Consider the following 20,576-nt stretch of genomic DNA (forward strand, 5'->3'; position numbering starts at 1 on the left):
AACTCGGTGTAAGATGTCCCCTTCCTCTATAGGTGGGGGGACAAGCTTTAACAGGTGGTGAGCATATCTCCCACCTCGTTGAAACGCTAATTGGAAGATTTTTCTTTTTAAAAGAAAAATTTGAACAATGGCGTTATAACAGTGCCCCCATGAGTCATAATTTTTGATTCATGGGGGTTTTCACATTTTAAGGAAAAAGCAGGATATGTTTTTTTTTATGTCGAATTGTCCTTTTGATAGATGTTTTCTTGACTATATATATTTGGAGTGAGCCATCATGATAAAAATTGTCCATGCTAACACAAAATATATAAAGGCTTGTATTGTTTGTTTATTGTGCCTGTTTACTGCTACTCTTGCTGTGTATCCGGCTACAGTGTATTCCGCCGGGACACCTGCCACCACCCCAAAGGTAGTACGGGTGGGGTGGTATGCCAGCAATGGTTTTCAGGAAGAAGACAGTGAGGATGGCACCAAGAGTGGCTATTCTTATGAATATCTGCAGAAGATTGCCAATTATACCAGATGGGAATATCAATATGTTCCCGGTGAGTGGGGCGAGCTGATGACCAAGCTGGCCACAGGTGAAATAGATTTCCTGGCAGGCGTTTCTATTACTGAGGAACGAAAGGAATCGATGCTTTTTCCTGATTACATGATGGGTATGGAAAATTATTACCTTTTCCAGCATGAAAATAATCAGATGATGGATAAAGATGACAAAAGCACCTTACAGGGACGACGCATAGGTGGTATTGTCAACAACCGCATGACCACATTTCTGAGGCAATGGGCAGCACAAAATGGCGTTGATTTCACCATTATTGAGTATTCTGGTTTTGATGAAAGAGATAGGGCATTTGCCCGCAATGAAATAGATGGTATTGTGGCCACAGACAACAATATCATGATTGATTCCGGATATGCGCCGGTGGTACAGGTAGGACAAGAGCCATTTTACATGGCAGTTTCCAAGAGCCGTCCTGACCTTTTGACTGATTTAAATATTGCCTTGGCTTCCATTAATAAGACAGAACCATTCTTTTTGAAGAATCTTCAGTATTCCAGCTATGGAGCTACCCTTATCAACAGTACATTATCTGATGAGGAGGAGAAGTGGCTGGATGAACACCCTGTTGTGCGGGTCGGATACATAGGAAACTATATGCCATTTTCTGATACTGCCGGGAATGGCCAGGTCGATGGAATTATCAAGGATGTTATGTCCGGCATCTTGAAGATACTGCATATTTCCGACAAGGTACAGCTGGAATATCATGAATATAATTCCTTTGCCAATATGGTGGCCGGCCTTAAAAACAATGATGTTGATATGGTATTTCCGGTGGTAAGCGAAGCAAGTAAGAATGACCTGGAATATATGTCCAATACCTCAGAGCTTTTAAATGTACCGGTATATGTTGCCTACAAGGGCAATTATTCCGATAAGACCTTCAATCGTATTGCAATGTATAATAAGCCATTCAAGAAGCTGTCGAAGCTGTATCCGGAGTGTGAATTTGTGGATTATGACAGTGCTTATCGTTGTGTGGAGGCTGTTAACCAGGGCAATGCTACCTGTACCATAATGTCCTCTTACCATCTGAAGGAAATTTTAAATAATCCGCGCTTCCGCAATATCAAGACCATGCCTTTGGGCATCAATCTGTCATATTGCATTGGCGTATCAAGGAATCAGACTGAGCTCATGTCTATGCTGAACAAGGGAATAGCCCTTACAGACAAGGCCGTTTTGTCAGATTATGTTTTCAAGTATATTCAGGCTGGCAGTAAATACACCCCTGAGGATTTCATCAGGGAAAATGGAATGGTTGTAATGGTTCTTGGCGTGGTTATATTTGGCATTATTATTCTTGGGCTTTATATGTACCTCAAGGGTATAACCATGGCCAAGGAAGAAATAGAAATACAGCTGCAGAAGAACAAGAAGCTCACATATGAAAAAGAAGCCCAGCTAAGGGAAATAACAGAACTTAATAAATTGTCCAAGGACAGGCAGAAACGCCTGATTGAAGCCTTGAGGCAGGTCAATCAGTACAATGAAGCCCTGCTTCACGATTGTGCCTTCTTCTACGAATTTGATGTCACCGAGGGAATCATATTCGGTAATTTCAATAATGCCGGGGATTATGATCCTCTTTTCGGAGCGACCCTCAATTTTCCGATGAAGTATGATGATTTCAATAAGTACAGATCTGAAAAATTTGGGCTGGTGGCACTGACAGACCTTGAGGAAACACTCTGGACCTGTGAGGGATTAAAAAATGCCTTTGCCAAGGGGAAGAGGGCAGTTGAAATCCGTTATCAGTCCTATCAGTTGGGATATTCATGGACCGCTACGATTATTCTCATGGAAAACCCTGAGAACAGTCATTTGAATGCTGTCTATATCTGTAAGGATATAACAGAGGTTGTCAAGGCGGAACAAAAGCAGCGCAAGGAACTGGAGTTGGCCCTGGCCAAGGCGGAGAAGGCGAATGCCGCTAAATCCAGCTTCTTGTCGAGAATGTCCCATGACATAAGAACGCCATTAAATGGTATTATAGGCCTGCTGGAGATAAGCGATCGTCATGGTGATGACAAGGAGCTTTTAAAGTCCAACCGCAACAAGGCACGAGTTGCAGCTAATCACCTCCTTGGTCTGATAAATGATGTTCTGGATATGAGCAAGCTGGAGGATGGCAGCATAGAGCTGGCATACGAGCCGTTCAATATTAATGATCTTTGTTCAGAGGTAATGACCATATGCAATATCAGGGCCAAGGAAAATGGTATCACCTCAGAGTATGATGTGGATATGAAGCTGGATTATCCTGAAGTTTTTGGCAGTCCGCTTCATTTTAAGCAGATACTGATGAACCTGATCAATAACGGTATTAAATATAACCGTCCCGGAGGAAGCATCAGCTTTACCGTGGTCCTGAACAGCCATGATGAAGATAATGTTACCTATGACTTTATCGTCAAGGACACAGGTATAGGTATCAAAAAGGAATTTTTAAAGCATATATATGAACCGTTTACCCAGGAAAAGAATGATGCCCGAAGCAGATATCAGGGAACAGGGATGGGAATGGCCATTGTTAAGGCCCTGGTGGATAAAATGAAGGGTACTATTTCTGTGGAAAGTGAGGTAGGTGTAGGGACTACCTTTGTGGTATCAATACCATTTAAAATCAATCATGATGCCTCTTATAAAAATGATAAGGCAGAATCTGCTGCCAGCTCCATTAAGGGGATGCGTCTGCTTTTGGTAGAGGATAATGAGCTTAATATGGAAATTGCCCAAACTCTTCTTGAGGATGAGGGGGCTATAGTAATTCCAGCTGAGGATGGGCAGCTGGCCTATAATAAATATATGGAAATGCCGGCAGGATCCTTTGATGTTATCCTGATGGATATCATGATGCCAGGCTGGAATGGCTATGAAACTGCGCAAAAAATCAGGAGCTCCTCAAAGGCTGACAGTCAGACAATCCCTATTATTGCCATGACTGCCAATACCTTCGTGGAGGATATCAAGATGGCCAAGGAAGCAGGGATGAATGATCATATTGGAAAACCGCTGAATATAGATACCCTGTTGACGACACTGGAGAAATATATGAACTGACGGGAATTTTCCCCATGGGGGAGAGAAAAGGCTTGGTGGCATATGCCGATCAACCTATAACTCGCTGTAAGATGTCCCCTTCCTCTACAGGTGGGGGGACAAACTTTAACAGGTGGTGAGCATATCTCCCCCTCGTTGCGACACGAAGTTAGTCCCTTTAGGGGAAACGCTAATTGGAAGATTTTTCTTTTTTAAAAGAAAAATTTGAACAATGGCGTTATAGAGAATATCAGGAGAAAATCAGAATAGTTTTGGCGGCACCAATTGGTGCTGCCAAGGTATCATCATATGGAGTGAAAATAATGGAGACCGTGAATCAATCAAAAGACAAGAATGCAAAAACATGGGTATCCTTTGATATATGCCTGTTTATTGTGCTCTTATTAATGATTCCACTGATTGCCTATAAGGCACAGATAGGTATAGACAATGTGATTTCCTTACTGTTGGCTGAGGGCTTGTGCCTGGCCATAGGATATATTGTAATCCAGGAAAAACACAGCAGAATGATTGCCAAGAATTACAGGGCAGAGCTGTCATATTGGGAGGATAAAAACTACCATGAGGCAGCAGCAAGGAAACAATTGGAGGAGAAAATAAATATTATTTCCAATGCCGGCTATGGTATATGGAAAATCGGTATCAGTGCTGATGGACATAACACCATGGTAATTGATGATAAGCTCGAAGAAATTTTTGGCATAAAAAATAAGGAAATGTCTCCGGAAGAGCTGTATGTTTTTTATCATGAGCGTCTTCTGGATGATAAGACAAAAATTGAAGAGGGCGATTATGTTGATATGCTAAATGGCAAGCTGAGAACCCGTCTCCTTACCTGGAAGCATCCCATAAAGGGAAAAATTAATCTGCGGGTTGCCGGTTCAATCAACACTGATGAAAAAGGGGACTGTTATATATCAGGTTATTGTGGCGATGTTACAGAGCATAAGAAAAATGAGGACAGGATAAATGAACAGCTAAAGGCAGCATTGGCCAATGAACAAAAAGCCAATGCAACCAAAAACTCTTTTTTGGCCACAATGTCCCATGATATACGCACCCCCCTCAATGGAATTATCGGTCTTTTGGAAATCAGCACTATTCATGCTGATGACAGGGAACTGGTTGATGAAAACCGCAAGAAGGTCATGATTTCCGCAAAGCATTTATTGGCCATTATCAGCGACATCCTGGAAATTGTAAAGCTGGATGTGGAGAATGTGCATTTGGCTCACGATGCCTTTGATTTGCGCCATGAAATCAGTGAGGTTGCGGAGGCTTTTTCATCGAGGGCCATAGAGTACGGCCTGGTATATACCTCCGGTTTTTCACCGGAAAGAAGTTTTCCTGTGCAATATATATATGGTAGTCCATTACATCTGCGCCAGATTTTGTTGAGCCTTTTAAGCAATGCTGTGAAGTACAACCGGGAAGGTGGGCGGATATCGTTAGCCGTCAGCATGATGTCCAGTACAGGAAAAAAGGTTATTTACAATTTTAGGGTGTCAGATACCGGTATGGGCATGAGTTATGAGTTCCAGGAAAAGCTGTTTGAACCATTTACCCAGGAGCATACAGATGCCAGAACCACATACAAGGGGACCGGTCTTGGCTTGTATATCGTGAAGCGCCTTGTAGAAAAAATGAATGGCTCAATAAATGTAACCAGTAAGCAGGGGGCAGGGACTACCTTTGAAATAAGTATTCCGTTCGACATTGCAGTGGCAGAGGATATGCCAAAGGAAATCAATATTGATAATATTGATGTCAGTGGAATGAACGTACTGATTGTGGAAGATAATGAAATCAATGCGGAGATATTGAAAAAAATTCTGGAGGACTTTAATGTTACCAATGATATTGCCTGCAATGGGCAGGAGGCTGTACAGAAAATCATTGCCAGTGCACCGGGGACATATGATTTGATTTTTATGGACCTGATGATGCCTGTTATGGATGGATATGCAGCTACCAAGGTTATTCGTGCCTTTAAGCGGGAAGATACCAAAACACTGCCTATTGTAGCCCTTACGGCAAATGCTTTTTCTGATGATGTGCAAAAATGCTTTGCAGCCGGGATGAATGGCCATTTGGCCAAACCGGTGGATATTAAACAGCTCAAGAAAACCTTGGCATCCTTCAGACATAATTAAAAATGGGTTGCTCCATGTAATGCTGAATACAAGACTGATGATCACAGCTTTGTTGAGGCATTATCTGGGCAGCCCATTTCTGTTATTGCCGTTAATTGGTAAATTCTGCCCGGACAGGGCAAATAAAACGAATATATACCAATGATATGAAATTAATCATTCAAAAATTGATTGATGGCATTGATGGTATGTTCATACTCCGCAGTCAATAAGGGCATTATATCCCTGCCCTGTTCAAGCTGATTGCTTCGCAGGGCCTCAGTCATCATGGATGCAGTTTCCTGCAGCTTGGCAAAAGCCATGTTGCCACAAACACCCTTAAGGGTATGGGCAGCAGCAAATGCAGCGGAGGTATCCCCCGCATCAAGGGCAGCTTTCAGCTGAGTATAGCTTTCGTCGTTTAAAAACAGCTTCAGAAATCTTTTTATCCTGTCTATATCCCAACGACGACTTTGTATTAAATCATAATTTCCCTCAATCATGGTATAAAATGTCTTTGCGTCCATAATAGAACACCCCCGTGGTATTAGGATAATAACTCGGTGTAAGATGTCCCCTTCCTCTATAGGTGGGGGACAAGCTTTAACAGGTGGTGAGCATATCTCCCACCTCGTTGAAACGCTGATTGGAAGATTTTTCTTTTTAAAAGAAAAATTTGAACAATGGCGTTAGAATATGTTTCAAATTCCTACGCTTTCCTTATTCAACAAACAGGGCCTAAAATCCTATCTCACGAGAAAAAGTTACCATGATTTTTTTATTCTTTTTAATAAAATATTGGGATTCATCAGAAACAGTATGTTTGTCAGCGATAGTAACAGGGCAGGTATGTGCAGCCTTTAGACTGGGCCAGGTGCCTGTAAAAATAAAACAGCTTGTATATAAATTTATGGCGCATAAGTCTTATTTTCTTCTTTTTAAAGGATATTGGGCAGTAGATATAGAAATGAGAACTTAATAAGATATGGTCCGATATCGATGGTAAATAAAACCACGGCGCCATGGTGTGAGTGCCCCTGTAGCTATTGGTGAATTCGGATCTAATTCAGTAGAAGTATGATGTATGACAATATATATTTTCAGGATTGTGTCCAATTAATAAGTCATGATGCTGTTTTTCGCTGTCTTAAAAGAAAAGAGGATCCTTTATGAGTCTAAAAAAACAGGCGGTATTATTTATTGATGGATGTCTGCTGATAGCGTGTATTTTATTGGGGATGATTGCGTATATCAATGCAGACAACGGTTTTTCAGAAGCATATATTGGTAAGGTATCAGATGTTGCCCAAAGACTGGAACAGCTGATAGATATCAAGTATCCCGGCCAATGGGCGATCAAGGATGGCAGCCTGTATAAGGGTGATACTCTGATGGAGGGACTTTCTGATGAATTAGATGTCTTGGCAGGAGATGAAGAGGTTACCTTGTTTAAAAAGGACATACGGGTCTCCACCACAGTCATGCAGGATGGTCATAGGGCAGTCGGTACAAAGGCTAATCCGGATATATTTGCCACTGTTGTAGGACAGGGAGAAACAGCAAATGTTCAGGCAAATGTTTTGGGGGAACCCTATTATACCTGTTATATGCCAATTTTAGACAGTGACGGCAATAAAATAGGAATGCTCTTTGTGGGAGCACCCAGTGAACCTGTAAAGGCAATGGAAAGGGTGTTTCTCTTCAAGATGATGGTGGCGGCCCTGATACTGTTTTTAATTGTTGGCAGCATATCGGTTTTTATTATCAACCGAAAAATGGAGGCCGTATATGCCGTAACTGACACCATGGATAGAATGGCGGCCGGGGATCTTTGCATTAGGGATATATCAGTTGTTGGCAATGATGAGCTGGCCAGTCTGGCAGCCAATACGAATAAGATGAAAAACACCATGCACAGCCTGCTGGAGAGTATTGGAATATCGGCATCCCAGGTGGCTTCCGGGGCAAAAAATATTTCGGATTCAGGCAACATGCTGGCCAATGGGGCAACCACCCAGGCGGCTTCTGTTGAACAGCTTTCTGCTTCAATTGCAGAAATAACGAAGCAAACCGGGCAAAATGCAGATCATGCAGAGCGGGCCAATAAGTTGACAATAGAGGCAAACAGTAAGGCTGAGACCGGTAATCAGAGAATGAATGATATGCTGGAGGCCATGGTGGATATTAATGCTTCTTCCAACAGCATTGCCAAAATCATTAAGGTAATTGATGAGATAGCCTTTCAGACCAATATCCTGGCTCTTAATGCAGCAGTGGAGGCTGCCAGGGCAGGACAGCATGGCAAGGGTTTCGCCGTGGTGGCTGAGGAAGTCAGAAATCTGGCTGCAAGGAGTGCCAAGGCAGCCAAGGAAACCACTGATATTATAGAAGAGTCCATAGACAAGGTGAATATGGGGACAAAGCTGGCCCAGGATACCTCCGAGGCTCTTAAAAGCATTAAGGATGGCGTGGGTGAGGTGGCAGCCCTGGTAAGTGAAATAGCCACTGCCTCTGTCAAGCAGAATCACTCCCTGGAGATGCTTAATCAAGGCGTACACCAGGTGTCCAATGTGGTGCAGACAAACTCTGCTACGGCAGAAGAAAGTGCAGCAGCATCTGTTCAGCTGAGCGCCCAGGCGGAGGTGCTACAGGAAGCCATAAGTCAGTTCAAGGTATAATATGCAAATACTCCCCCAAGGCTGTTGCCATGGGGGAGTATTTTAGTGGACAATTTTTTTCAGTGAGATTATTTCGCTTGCCAGAAGTGTGCCGATAATAAGGAAGGCCCCCACAATTCCCAAAGGACTTAAGGCTTCGTCAAGGATAATGGCTGACAGAAACAGTGCACTTATTGGATCTATGTAGCTGCATATGGCTACTGTTCGGGCCGACAACTGTCTCATGCTGCCAAAATACAGGGCGTAGGCCAGTCCGGTATGGACAAGGCCAACTGTAAGCAGTAGTAACAGGGTGGTTTCATCCGGCACAGTAGCCGGAAAAGCCTGGGTAAAAAAGGTATATGGCAGCATGATCAGTGCAGCACCTGCAAGCTGTATAAAGGTTTTTTGATAAGTATCCACCTGTTCAATCTTTTTATTGAGTATGATGGTAAAGGCATATAAAAGAGCTGCAGCAAGTCCAAAGCCTACACCCTTTAAGCTGTCGTAGCCTATTTGGGAATGGTCCGGTAATCCGGATATCATAATCATTCCGGTAATAGTCAGAAATACAATCAGTATATGCTTTACGGTAATAGAATCCTTGAAAAACAAGGGGGATATAAGTATTACGATGGTAGGCTCCATGTAATAGCAAAGTGTGGCAATGGGAACTGTGGTAAAATTAAAGGCTTCAAACAGAAATATCCAGTTAAAACCCAGAAGCATGCCTGTAAAGGCTAAAATCATGATATTTATTGGCGATGGCCATTCAATATTTTTATGCCGGTTGTAATATATAAGTAAAAGCATACATAGTGTGCCCAGGATACCACGGGTCAGGGCAAGGAATTCCGAGGAAACGGGAATATTTCGGCGAAATATTCCCACCGAGCCCCATATAAGCATGGCTGCTATAAGCATGGAATAAGATTTTAAGGTATTGTTTTTCATTGATGTAAAAGCTCCATTTGTTTTATGTAAAGGAATACTTTGCAGAAGTGCCGGCTGATTGCCTGGGCAATATCTGCTGCAAGAGACTCATTCATACATGATTATACCCGATATCAGATGCAAACTGAAGTGCATCTCAGACTTTGCTTTATGGGAAAAGCACCATATTCATTTTGTTTTCATCAGCAGATGCTTAAATGTATATTGAAATAATTAATTATTTCACCTTGCAAATGTGTTAATATTATTAATGTATTTTGGAAAATATGTTCATCAGAAATCCTGAAGTATTCCTGGGGATATTCCGGTGACTTTTAATGAGGTATTTTATTATGTTTAATGGTCTTAAATTCAGGCTGCTCTTGGCAGCTGTCATTGCTTTTATTTTTTTCCCTGCCGGTTCCGATGCTGCCCATGTACAGGATATTAAAAATATACCTGTGGTTCTTGAACAGCAGCACAGTGATGAGACAGAGGTTGATGAGGAGCCACAAAAATATGTGGGGGTCACTACTCCTGCAGCAGCCGGTGGCGATCCCTGGCTGGATGTAAGTGTAATAGACAAAAAGCATGGAGTACAATCCTTCCCCCTAAAGGATAATTTTTATTCCTACAGCAACAATACCTGGCTAAATGATATGGCTTCTTATGGAATAAGCTCCCAGTACAGTGTTTTTGATGATGTGAACAGTGATGTGGATTACAAGCTGGCCAAGATACTGGAGGAGGGAATGACCTTTTCCCATGACATCAATATCTGCAGAAAAGTCTATAATATGGTAAAAAACTGGAACCGTCGTGACAAGGTGGGGCTGGCACCGCTAAAGGCTGATGTGGATGCCATAGAATCAATTCAAACACTGGAAGATATGGACCGATATCTAATAGGGGAAGATGTTCCTGGCAGCGGATTTGCCGAGCCGGATTTACAGCCATCCTTTAATGATTCCTCCCAATATGCCCTGAACATTATACCTATGGGACTCACCTTGGGAGATTCTGCTGAATATACTAAATTGACAGCACTGGGGCGTCGGGTGAAAAAAGCCAACGATATGGCAGCCCGAAAGATGATGCTGCTGATGAACTATGATGAAGCTGTCATCAAGGAAAAAATTGCAGCGATGTATAGGCTGGAATATGCCCTGGCCGGTACCATACATACCAGTGAACAGGCATCAAAGTCAGATTATATGTCACTTATCAATAATCCGGTGACACTGGAAGAATTAAAAGCCATGTCAGGCCGTTATCCTATGGTAGCCCTGCTGGAAAAATATGGATTGGATAAGGCCCAGAATTTATTGGTATCAAACCCCGCATACATAAAAGCCCTTGCTGCTTATTACAATGAATCGAATCTCCAGGATATGAAGGACACCCTGGTGGTGTATCGTATGCTGGAAAATATGGAAATACTAAATGCTGCAGCCAATGATGTGGCCATGGAACATCATATGATAGTCCGGGGCTTTAAAGGCAATATGCCGGATTGGGTCCGTGGAGTTGAATATGTAAAAAGTGTTCTTCCTGGCCCTTTATCAAATCTGTATGCTGAATATTACTGTAATGATGCCATGAAAAAGGATATTGAAGGAATCATTGGTGATATCTGCAGCTATTACAAGACGATGCTCCAGCAGGAAACTTTTTTGTCGGAGGCGGTAAGGCAAAAAGCCATTACCAAGCTGGAAAATATAACTGTTCGGGCATGTATGCCTGATAAACCAATGGACTGGCGCGGTCTCAAGCTGAATAAATGCAACAACCTCATGGATGTACGCAAGGAACTGCTGAAATGGGAAATTTCTGAAATAAGGCGTGTGATGAACGGTCCTGTAGAGCCACAGTGGACGCCTTCCTATGTTGTCAATGCCAATTATAAGCTGACGGATAATTCTATCAATATCCCTGCCGGCATCCTGAATGGCGTGTTCTACCAGAAGGATTTTTCCTATGAGGAAAAGCTGGGAGGGATTGGAATCATAATAGGACATGAGATAACTCATGGATTTGATACCAATGGTGCCCAGTTTGATGAAAAGGGCAACATGGTGAATTGGTGGACACCTGAGGATAAGGCTGCTTTTGATAAAAAAGCAGAGAAGGTTATTGATTACTTTAACAAAATCACAATATACGATGGCCTGAAATGTAATGGAGAAATTAATAAGGCCGAAGCCATTGCAGATATTGGTGGCATGCAATGTATGCTGTCAATAGCCAAAAAGAAAAAGGATTTTGATTACAAAAAGTTTTTCAATCATTATTCTTCCCTGTGGAGAAGTATATATACAAAGGAGTATGGGGAGCTTCAGGTGAGGTCTGATTCACATCCGCTGCCATTTTTGCGGGTAAATGTCTGTGTTCAGCAGTTCGATGAATTTAACAGGGCCTTTGATATAAAGCCGGGAGATAAAATGTACCTGGCACCGGAAAAAAGGATTCTGGTCTGGTAAGTCAAGGAAGGTATGATTTAGGTAAAAGGATATAACGAGCTTTAAGATGTCCCCTTCCTCTTTAGGTGGGGGAAAACAAACTACAACAGCTGGCGAGCATATCTCACAGCTCGTTGAAACGCTAATTGGAAGATTTTTCTTCTAAAGAAGAAAAATTTGAACAATGGCGTTATAAAAATAGACCCTCATATGCCGGATTAAGCAGTCCGGCTTATGGGGGTCTTTTTGTCAGATATTAATTATTTAGCTTTTGGCAGGAACACAAACAGTATGGAGCTAATAAGCAGCAGATAAGGATACAGCAGGAAAGGCAGTACACGAAAAGCCGTAATTTCACAGCCAAGGTTCATGGCAATGGAAAGGGCTACCAGCATTTGAGCACCATAGGGCAGTATTCCCTGAAAAATACAGGAAAAGGTATCCAGCAGTGAGGCTGTTTCCTTTGCAGTGATTTTGTAGCTGTCAGATATTTGTTTTGCTATAGGGTTTGACATTACTATTGCAACGGTGTTATTGGCTGTGGCAATATCCATTAGTCCGACCAACAGGCCTATGCCCATCATGCCGCCCTTTTTCCCTGTAAATACCTTATGTATTAGTGAAAGTAAGGCATTAAAACCTCCATTGTAGGCAATCAGGCCACATATGGCAGATACCAGTATGGCCACCATGGAGGTTTCAAACATACCGGAGGTACCCTTTCCTATATTGATTATATAGTCTATGAAGGTTATCTGCCCGGTGGATAGCATGAGCACGGTGCCGCATATTATACCTGCCAGTAATACCAGAAATACATTGAAGCCCATGATCCCCCCGGCCAGAACCAGGAGATAGGGGAATATCTGAAGCAGCTGATAATCCTTTATTTCCAGTACACCATTGCCCTGATTGGCAGATATGAAATACAGAATTATTATGGTAAGCACTGCAGCCGGAATGGCAATTTTAAAATTTGCCTTGAATTTGTCCTGCATAGCACAGCCCTGTCCGTTACAGGCAGCAATGGTAGTATCGGAGATAAAGGAAAGATTGTCCCCGAACATTGCACCCCCCATTACTGTTCCTACGCATAGCGGGATGGAAAAACCGGCGCTGTTGGCTACGGCAACAGCTATAGGTACAATCAATGTTATCGTACCTACTGAAGTTCCCATGGCCAGGGATACAAAGGCACTGATCAGAAAAAGCAGGGGAATGGCATAATCAACAGGTATTAATGATAAGAGAAAATAGGCAACACTTTCAGCGCTGCTACGGCCTAAAACACCTACAAAAACTCCTGCCATCAGAAAAATCAATATCATGGTAATGATATTTGGATCAGCCATATTATTGGCCATGATTTTTAATTTTTCATTCATGGATATCAGTTTGGTCTGAAAACAGGCCACACCAAGGGCGACCAAAAATATAACCACCACTGAAATATTATAGAAGCCCATAGGTACCTTCATAACATATTCAAAGGTAATGCCGAGCCCCAAATATAGCGATACAAACACAGCTATTGGAAACAAGGCTGCAAAGTTACTTTTATTTTCCACAATAAATCCTCCTAAATAGTTTTACCAAAATATTATACAGGATAATAGCCTTTTATGCCAATTAGGAGTTTTTGTCATGGAAATACGGGACTATTTTGCAGACAGCACAAAATGGTTGCGGGCAGTATCCAGCAGTCCTTCTTTTTTTAATTTGGACAGCTCAAGTGACATGGCAGAACGCTCAACGCAAAGATAATCTGCCAGTTCCTGCCGATTAAAGGGAATATCAAAGCTGAGCTTTCCCTGTCTTTGGGATTCCCTGGATAGATAGGATAAGAGCTTTTCCCTGGTGGTGCGCTTGCTGATATGGGTGATCTTTTCATTGAATTTCAATACCTTGCCGGCAAGAACTCCTACCAGATTTCGAATGAGCTTTTGATGGTGTTCACAGGCAACGGAACAGGTTGCCAAAAGGCGTTTTACATTCATCATGAGGATGGTGCTGTTTTCAACTGTTATCGCACTTACATTGAGAACAGAGCCTGGGGTTGAGGCGTATATTTCGCAGAACAAATCTCCGGGATGGCATTTTGTCATGATGTTTCTGTGTCCCCATACATCCTCCTGTACCACGAATACTGAGCCAACAAGTACCAGTCCCATTACCTCTGTGGTGTCCCCTGACCGAAAGATAAAGGAATCCTTGTCTCTTTTCACAGTGTAGGCATTCACGCAGCCGAGGATAGATAATATCTCCTGTTGACTCATTCCGTTGAAAAATGAACATCCATTTAATATTGGTAAGTATTTTTCCATAATTATCACCTTTTTGTTTGAATTACAACATACAAGTATGATTTATTATAATATATTGTAACTGTGAAGACAATCTAATGTGTGAAAAAGGAGAGTATAGGTATGAAGCAGGAAATGTTTTGTTTTCAATGTGAGCAGACGGCTGGTTGTGTAGGATGTACCGGTAAAATGGGCGTTTGCGGGAAAAAATCAAAGACTGCCGTATTGCAGGACGAATTGACAGGAGCCATGATAGGATTGGCGAGGGCTATGAACGCAGCCGATGTGGTGTCTCATGATACTTGTAGAATTATTATGGAAGGTCTTTTTACTACGATTACAAATGTCAGCTTTGATGATGTCTCTCTGGAGGGTATGATTCAGAAGGTCCGTATTGAAAAGGGCAAGGTGGTTTCCTGCTGTGCAGACTGTGAGAATACATCCCTGCATGCAGATGATTACAGCATGGATGAATTGTGGCAGGCCGATGAGGATATCCGCTCCCTAAAATCATTGATTTTATTTGGCCTGCGCGGGATGGCAGCATATGGGTACCACGCTGATGTATTGGGGTATGCGGATGATGTTGTGGATAATTTCTTTGTCGAGGCACTTTTTAAGCTTGGTTATTGCGAAACGGCTGACGAATTATTGCCAGTAGTCTTGAAGGTGGGAGAAATAAATTTAAGGTGTATGGAGCTTTTGGATCGGGCTAATACTGAAACCTATGGAAATCCTGTACCTGTTGAAGTGCCCCTTTCAGTGGAAAAGGGACCGTTTATCGTAGTAACAGGTCATGACCTGAAGGATTTACAGCTATTGCTGGAGCAGACAGAAGGAAAAGGAATAAATATTTATACCCATGGTGAAATGCTGCCGGCACATGCTTATCCAAAATTGAAGAAATATGCCCACTTGAAGGGAAATTTTGGGACTGCCTGGCAAAATCAGCAGCGGGAATTTGATAATATTCCGGCTCCAATTTTGTATACAACCAACTGTCTGATGCCACCGAAGGCAAGCTATAGGGATAGGGTATTCACCACTGAGGTGGTTGCTTTCCCGGATACCGTACATATAGATGGAAACAAGGATTTTACGGCTGTCATTGAAAAGGCATTGGAATTAGGCGGGTATAATGAGGATACATCCTTTACCGGAATAAATGGAGGAAAATCCGTGACTACGGGATTTGCCCATGAAGCAGTACTGTCAAATGCCGATGCAGTAGTAGCTGCCGTAAAATCCGGTGCCATCAGACATTTTTTCCTTGTGGCAGGCTGTGATGGTGCAAAGCCTGGTCGCAATTATTATACAGAATTTGTGAGGAAAACCCCGGCAGATACCCTGGTTTTGACCCTTGCCTGTGGTAAATATCGCTTTAATGACCTTGATTTGGGTAAAATTGGCGATTTTCCGCGCTTGCTGGATATGGGTCAATGTAATGACGCATACAGCGCAATCAGGGTAGCATCTGCCCTGGCAGAGGCCTTTGATTGTGGAGTAAACGAACTACCTATTTCATTTGTCTTGTCATGGTATGAACAGAAGGCTGTATGTATTTTGTTGACATTGCTGCACTTAGGGATTAAGAATATCAGGCTCGGTCCATCCCTGCCGGCATTTATTTCCCCTAATATCTTAAAATACCTGGTGGAGAATTATGACATTGCCCCGATTACAAATCCTGAGGATGATATGAAGCAGCTTTTGGGAGAATAATCATCATAGCAGACTTTTATGGCAAAAACAAAATAATAATGATATAATACAGTGCGAGTGGATTTCCGGCAGAAGAAATCAAAATTTTCCCATGGAATAGAATATTTCATGGGATATTTTTTTGGAGAGTATTATACATCATGATGAAACACAAACATAATCTTACAGGGCTCATATTAAAAATAAACCGCAGTATGGTGGTGGGAGCCAGTTTTGTTGCAGTAATCCTGCTGGGGGCATTTTTGCTGATGCTTCCCATTACCCATAACAGCAATGAATGGCTTTCTTTTGCAGATGCCCTGTTTACTGCCACTTCGGCGACCTGTGTTGTGGGGCTGGCGGTTGTTGATACCGGAACGTATTTCAATCTTTTGGGTCAACTTATAATCATTATTCTGATTCAGATTGGTGGTGTAGGTGTAATGACACTTACCACCATGATACTCATGGGGATGGGTCGGAGCATGAGTTTGAAGGAAAAGCTGCTGCTGCAGGAAACCATGAGTGTTGATGGTCCGGCCGGCGTGATAGATTTGGCCAAGCGGATGGTACTATATACTTTTTGCATAGAAATGTTTTTTGGTACACTTTTGGCAGTTCATTTTTATTTTTCGGCAAATTTGGGGCTGCAGGGTGTATATTTCGGATACTGGCATGCAGTGTCAGCCTTTTGTAACGCCGGGTTTGATCTGTTTGGTGGCTTTCAGAGTCTGACAGCCTTTCGTGGAGATTATTTTGTGAATATATGCATCATTATCCTGATTACTCTGGGGGGGCTGGGGTTTGCCGTTGAGGGCGATATATTGAAGAAAAGGTGTTGGAGCCGGTTGCGGCTGCATTCCAAGGTGGTACTGTCAAGCTATTGTATTTTGTCCTTGGGCGGGGCTTTGATTATCTGGATTTTTGAAAGCTATAATCCCCTTACCCTGGGTTCCTTGCCGGAATCCCAGCAGTTCCTGGCGGCGCTGTTTCAATCAGTCACCACTAGAACAGCAGGCTTTAATACCATAGATATTTCCCTGTTAAACAGGGATACCCTGCTTTTTATGATGTTTCTGATGTTTGTGGGGGGAGCACCGGCCTCGACAGCAGGGGGCATAAAGGTGACTACCTTTGCAGTGATTATTATGGCTGCAGTGGCCCTGCTTCGGGGAAAGAAGGATGTTGTTATTTTCAGGCGGAGGATAAGCGAGGAAATTATACATAAGAGTTCAGGTATTTTTATATTATGTCTTTTGTGGCTGGGACTGGCCTTTTTCCTCATTTTGACCTTTGATGCCGGCAAAAATCATTTCGGCTTTATTATGTGTGAACTGTTTTCTGCCTTTGGTACTGTTGGCCTGGGAGTTGGTATCACACCACATTGGGACACTGCCAGCAAGCTGGTGCTTATTATTACCATGTTTATAGGCAGGATAGGTATTCTTACATTTATAATGTCATTTTTGGAGAAAAAGCCATCGAATCTAAAGTATCCAATGGAGGATATGTTCATAGGATAAGGAGTTATTAAGGATATGAAAAAGAGAAAACAATATTTTGTTGCTGGGCTGGGTAAATTTGGCAAATATGTGGCATTGACCCTGGAGGAATTAGGCTGTGATGTTATTGCCATTGATTCTGATGAAAAAACAGTACAGAGCCTCAGCGGTGATCTCACCTATGTGGTTTGCGGAGATGCCTCAGATGAGAAAACCCTTAAGGATTTAGGTGCTGCCACCGTGGATGTGGCCGTGGTTGGCATTGAGGATTTGCAGGGAAGCGTAATGTGTACTCTTATTTTAAAGGAGTTTGGTGTCAAGAGCATTGTGGCGGTAGCGTCAAATGAACTGCACGGAAAGACACTGGAAAAAATCGGGGCCGATAAGATAATATATCCCCAGCGGGATATTGCCAGACGGCTGGCAAATAATCTTTATTCGGATAAAATGCTGGATTATACTGATGTGTCTGATGATACAGCTATTGTGAAGCTGCGTGTTCCCGATGAGCTGGTGGGATTATCCCTTATTGAGGCAAATCTCAGGGACCGGTTTAACATCTTTGTTGCCAGTATTCAACGGGGGGAGGAGGATATAATAAACCCGAAGGCCAGTGAGGTATTCCGGGCAGGGGATTATATGATGGCATTCGGGACAAAGCAAAGTATTGCAGAAATCGGGAAAATTTTGATTGATTGATTATTAAGATAATCAATAGGTTATAAAAATAATTTAATGTATTATACTAAAAAAACCGCTATATTTAATTAATATACATTAACCTTGTTATATAGGTTGTTTTTTTGCCCATTATTCAAAAGAAAAAATGTGGTTTTTAAATATTTTTTGCAGGAAAAAATAAAAACATTGTCGAAAATATTTTCTGAAATAAAGGGACTTATAGTTAACTTTATTTAACACCTAAAAACTAATTCTTTCAGGGAATTTGAATTATGGTGTTAAAAATAATACAGGAGGGAGCAAGACTTATGAGTATCAAAAGAAAGTTTCAATTGTTTGCAGTTGCCATAGGCGTACTGATGCTGATTATTTCGGCCATAGGCTATGTGACAGCTGACTCAAATCTTGAGGAAAGTGTTGAGAGCGAATTGGTAGAGGTTGTCCACGGTGATGCTTTGGTACTGGATGGATGGTGCAGGGAAAAAGGGGCAGTTGCTACATATGCTGCAAATTTGCTTACATCATATAATGGTGACATCACCAGGATAGAAGATAGAAATTCATTATCTTTGATTTCCTCTGACAAGGAAATTCTCGATTTGGGTGTAGGCCGTGAGAGTGATGTTTTTATTGGGTATAATGCAGGAAATATAACCGGTAAATTTATTCCAAAGGAACGGCCTTGGTATAAGGATGTCAAAAAAGCCGGCAAGACAATATTCACAGATCCATATGTTGATAAGATTACCGGAAAGCTTATTGTTTCAGTCACTTCACCTTACTATATAAATGGTAATTTTGATGGTGCTGTATGTGCGGATGTAGCCCTGGATGTTGTGAGTGACCAGGCCAAGGCTGCCAAGTATCGTGGTGAAGTTGGCGAAGGTATTGTTATTGATGCCAAGGGCTCTATAATGGGCACATCCAAAAAAGAAGATATAATGACCGATATTCGTCAGAAAAAGGGTATAGGGGAACATTTTGATGAAATGCTGAATAATGACAGTGGTTATTTTTTCTATGAAAATGATGAAGGTAAGCAGATTTTTGGATATAGCAAGATGCCAACCACTGGATGGATTTTTGGCCTGTCAGTACCATATGAATATGTATTTTCTACTGTAAGACACCTGCAGCTTATATATGGCATTGTTACCTTAATTGGCTTTATCATCGTTGTGGCCATGTGCCTGTGGGTTGCCGGGCAGATTACCGGCCCGATCATTGCGCTGGAAGAGCATGCTGAGGAGCTTGCCCGTGGTAATCTCAGAGTACAGGATGTTCAAAAGGTTTACAATGACGAAATTGGTCAGCTGGTAGATGCCTTTAACAAGATGCGGGGGAATATTACCAAGCTGATAAAGTCCATGTCCCAGACAGCAGAACAGGTAGCGGCATCCTCCGAGGAGCTAACTGCCAATACCCAGCAGGGAGCAGAGGCTTCGGTACATGTAGCTGAAACCGTATCTCAGGTTAGTGGCAATATGGAGCGTCAGATTTCTGATGTAAATGCAGCTAAAGAGAGCGTCGATGTTGTTTATAATGATATTGAAATCATGACCAAGAAGGCCAATGAAGCTTCTGATGCTTCCAGGGCAACTGCTGAGGCAGCCCGTGAAGGTTCTGAGCTGATGAAAAATGCCATAACAAAAATGGGGTTGATAGAAAACAGCGTAAGCCAGTCTGCTGAAGTAGTAAGGACCCTGGGTGAGAACTCCAAGCAGATCGGTCAGATCGTTGAGGCTATTTCCTCCATCGCAGAGCAGACCAATTTGCTGTCCCTCAATGCAGCTATTGAGGCAGCTCGTGCCGGTGAACAGGGGCGTGGCTTTGCCGTTGTAGCTGAGGAGGTCCGCAAGCTGGCTACTGAATCCAAGGAGTCCGCTGAGCAGATTAAGAACAGAATTTCTTCTATCCAGGAAAATACCGACCGTGCAGTAGAATCCATGGAGCAAGGTACCAAAGAGGTCGAACAGGGTACCAAGGCTATCCGTGATGTTGGTGAACAGTTCAACGATATCTTAAATAAGGTAAATAGTATCGGTGATCAAATGGATGAGATCAATCATTCTGTTAAAACGGTATCTGAAGGTGCAGGACGGATTGTCAGTGCAGTTGATGCAATTGATACTGTCAGCAAGGAAACTGCTGAGCATATGACCATGATAGCCGGAACTACCCAGCAGCAGTCGGCCTCCAATCAGGAAATTGCCGCTGCATCCCATGCACTGGCTGAAATGGCAACAGATATGAATGGTATTGTTGGGGAATTTAAGGTTTGATTCAGATTACCGGTAAATAGTATATTTTAAAATTATGAGAACCATGACAAATTTTAGAAATTGTCATGGTTCTTTATTTTTTTGTAATACTTTACAAAAATACTCATATAACGAGCTTTAAGATGTCCCCTTCCTCTTTAGGTGGGGAAAACAAACTACAACAGCTGGCGAGCATATCTCCCAGCTCGTTGAAACGCTAATTGGAAGATTTTTCTTCTTGGGGAAGAAAAATTTGAACAATGGCGTTATAATGAATAGAAAATATATTTTATGTTTTATTGGCAGGAAAAAA

12 protein-coding genes are annotated in these 20,576 nt (G+C 42.3%); 8 read left to right on the top strand and 4 right to left on the bottom strand.

Annotated features, from left to right (window positions below; translation table 11 throughout):
- Nucleotides 1-277: 277 nt before the first annotated feature.
- Nucleotides 278-3,634: a transporter substrate-binding domain-containing protein gene (locus K6C05_RS06040; RefSeq protein WP_296732503.1), complete on the top strand. Its 3,357-nt coding sequence runs from the start codon at nucleotides 278-280 to the stop codon at nucleotides 3,632-3,634.
- A gap of 173 nt (nucleotides 3,635-3,807) precedes the next feature.
- Nucleotides 3,808-5,787, top strand: coding sequence for an ATP-binding protein (locus K6C05_RS06045; RefSeq protein ID WP_296732505.1), 1,980 nt, complete (start codon nucleotides 3,808-3,810; stop codon nucleotides 5,785-5,787).
- A 152-nt stretch (nucleotides 5,788-5,939) separates the two neighbouring features.
- Here the strand turns inward: K6C05_RS06045 and K6C05_RS06050 are convergent, their stop codons facing one another.
- The gene (locus K6C05_RS06050) at nucleotides 5,940-6,293 is read right to left on the bottom strand and encodes an Hpt domain-containing protein (RefSeq protein WP_296732510.1); all 354 of its coding nucleotides are present in this window, start codon (nucleotides 6,291-6,293) and stop codon (nucleotides 5,940-5,942) included.
- A 642-nt stretch (nucleotides 6,294-6,935) separates the two neighbouring features.
- On the opposite strand from K6C05_RS06050, the gene K6C05_RS06055 reads away from it, so the two are divergent.
- Nucleotides 6,936-8,444 carry a methyl-accepting chemotaxis protein gene (locus tag K6C05_RS06055; RefSeq protein ID WP_296732512.1) on the top strand — a complete coding sequence of 503 codons (1,509 nt, stop codon included), beginning with the start codon at nucleotides 6,936-6,938 and terminating at the stop codon, nucleotides 8,442-8,444.
- Between the two features lie 42 nt (nucleotides 8,445-8,486).
- On the opposite strand, the gene K6C05_RS06060 is transcribed toward K6C05_RS06055, so the two are convergent.
- Nucleotides 8,487-9,377 carry a DMT family transporter gene (locus tag K6C05_RS06060; RefSeq protein WP_296732514.1) on the bottom strand — a complete coding sequence of 297 codons (891 nt, stop codon included), beginning with the start codon at nucleotides 9,375-9,377 and terminating at the stop codon, nucleotides 8,487-8,489.
- Between the two features lie 332 nt (nucleotides 9,378-9,709).
- Between K6C05_RS06060 and K6C05_RS06065 the strand changes: the two genes are divergently transcribed.
- Nucleotides 9,710-11,836 carry a M13 family metallopeptidase gene (locus K6C05_RS06065; RefSeq protein WP_296732515.1) on the top strand — a complete coding sequence of 709 codons (2,127 nt, stop codon included), beginning with the start codon at nucleotides 9,710-9,712 and terminating at the stop codon, nucleotides 11,834-11,836.
- 239 nt (nucleotides 11,837-12,075) lie between these two features.
- Here K6C05_RS06065 and K6C05_RS06070 read toward each other — a convergent pair whose 3' ends face one another.
- Nucleotides 12,076-13,383 (bottom strand): Na+/H+ antiporter NhaC family protein, encoded by a 1,308-nt coding sequence (locus K6C05_RS06070; protein ID WP_296732518.1) that lies wholly within the window; start codon nucleotides 13,381-13,383, stop codon nucleotides 12,076-12,078.
- A gap of 90 nt (nucleotides 13,384-13,473) precedes the next feature.
- The gene (locus K6C05_RS06075) at nucleotides 13,474-14,139 is read right to left on the bottom strand and encodes a Crp/Fnr family transcriptional regulator (protein WP_296732520.1); all 666 of its coding nucleotides are present in this window, start codon (nucleotides 14,137-14,139) and stop codon (nucleotides 13,474-13,476) included.
- A 102-nt stretch (nucleotides 14,140-14,241) separates the two neighbouring features.
- On the opposite strand from K6C05_RS06075, the gene hcp reads away from it, so the two are divergent.
- The 4 genes from hcp to K6C05_RS06095 all read left to right on the top strand — a co-directional run bounded on the left by hcp (nucleotide 14,242) and on the right by K6C05_RS06095 (nucleotide 20,284).
- Entirely contained in the window at nucleotides 14,242-15,840 is a 1,599-nt protein-coding gene (hcp, locus tag K6C05_RS06080; protein ID WP_296732522.1) for a hydroxylamine reductase, read from the top strand.
- A 140-nt stretch (nucleotides 15,841-15,980) separates the two neighbouring features.
- A complete protein-coding gene (locus K6C05_RS06085) occupies nucleotides 15,981-17,342 on the top strand; it encodes a potassium transporter TrkG (protein ID WP_296732524.1) in 1,362 nt (453 codons plus the stop codon).
- Between the two features lie 15 nt (nucleotides 17,343-17,357).
- Nucleotides 17,358-18,020, top strand: coding sequence for a TrkA family potassium uptake protein (locus K6C05_RS06090; RefSeq protein WP_296732526.1), 663 nt, complete (start codon nucleotides 17,358-17,360; stop codon nucleotides 18,018-18,020).
- A 290-nt stretch (nucleotides 18,021-18,310) separates the two neighbouring features.
- A complete protein-coding gene (locus K6C05_RS06095; protein ID WP_296732528.1) occupies nucleotides 18,311-20,284 on the top strand; it encodes a methyl-accepting chemotaxis protein in 1,974 nt (657 codons plus the stop codon).
- The last annotated feature ends 292 nt before the right edge of the window (nucleotides 20,285-20,576 follow it).

The sequence above is a fragment of the Anaerovibrio sp. genome, assembly GCF_024697385.1.
Taxonomy (GTDB): Bacteria; Bacillota; Negativicutes; order Selenomonadales; family Selenomonadaceae; genus Anaerovibrio.

Excerpts from the sequence above, each read along its gene's own strand:
- K6C05_RS06040 (WP_296732503.1), top strand. The coding sequence starts at position 278 with ATGATAAAAATTGTCCATGCTAACACAAAATATATAAAGGCTTGTATT.
- K6C05_RS06050 (WP_296732510.1), bottom strand. The coding sequence starts at position 6,293 with ATGGACGCAAAGACATTTTATACCATGATTGAGGGAAATTATGATTTA.
- K6C05_RS06055 (WP_296732512.1), top strand. The coding sequence starts at position 6,936 with ATGAGTCTAAAAAAACAGGCGGTATTATTTATTGATGGATGTCTGCTG.
- K6C05_RS06060 (WP_296732514.1), bottom strand. The coding sequence starts at position 9,377 with ATGAAAAACAATACCTTAAAATCTTATTCCATGCTTATAGCAGCCATG.
- K6C05_RS06065 (WP_296732515.1), top strand. The coding sequence starts at position 9,710 with ATGTTTAATGGTCTTAAATTCAGGCTGCTCTTGGCAGCTGTCATTGCT.
- K6C05_RS06075 (WP_296732520.1), bottom strand. The coding sequence starts at position 14,139 with ATGGAAAAATACTTACCAATATTAAATGGATGTTCATTTTTCAACGGA.
- hcp (WP_296732522.1), top strand. The coding sequence starts at position 14,242 with ATGAAGCAGGAAATGTTTTGTTTTCAATGTGAGCAGACGGCTGGTTGT.
- K6C05_RS06085 (WP_296732524.1), top strand. The coding sequence starts at position 15,981 with ATGATGAAACACAAACATAATCTTACAGGGCTCATATTAAAAATAAAC.
- K6C05_RS06090 (WP_296732526.1), top strand. The coding sequence starts at position 17,358 with ATGAAAAAGAGAAAACAATATTTTGTTGCTGGGCTGGGTAAATTTGGC.
- K6C05_RS06095 (WP_296732528.1), top strand. The coding sequence starts at position 18,311 with ATGAGTATCAAAAGAAAGTTTCAATTGTTTGCAGTTGCCATAGGCGTA.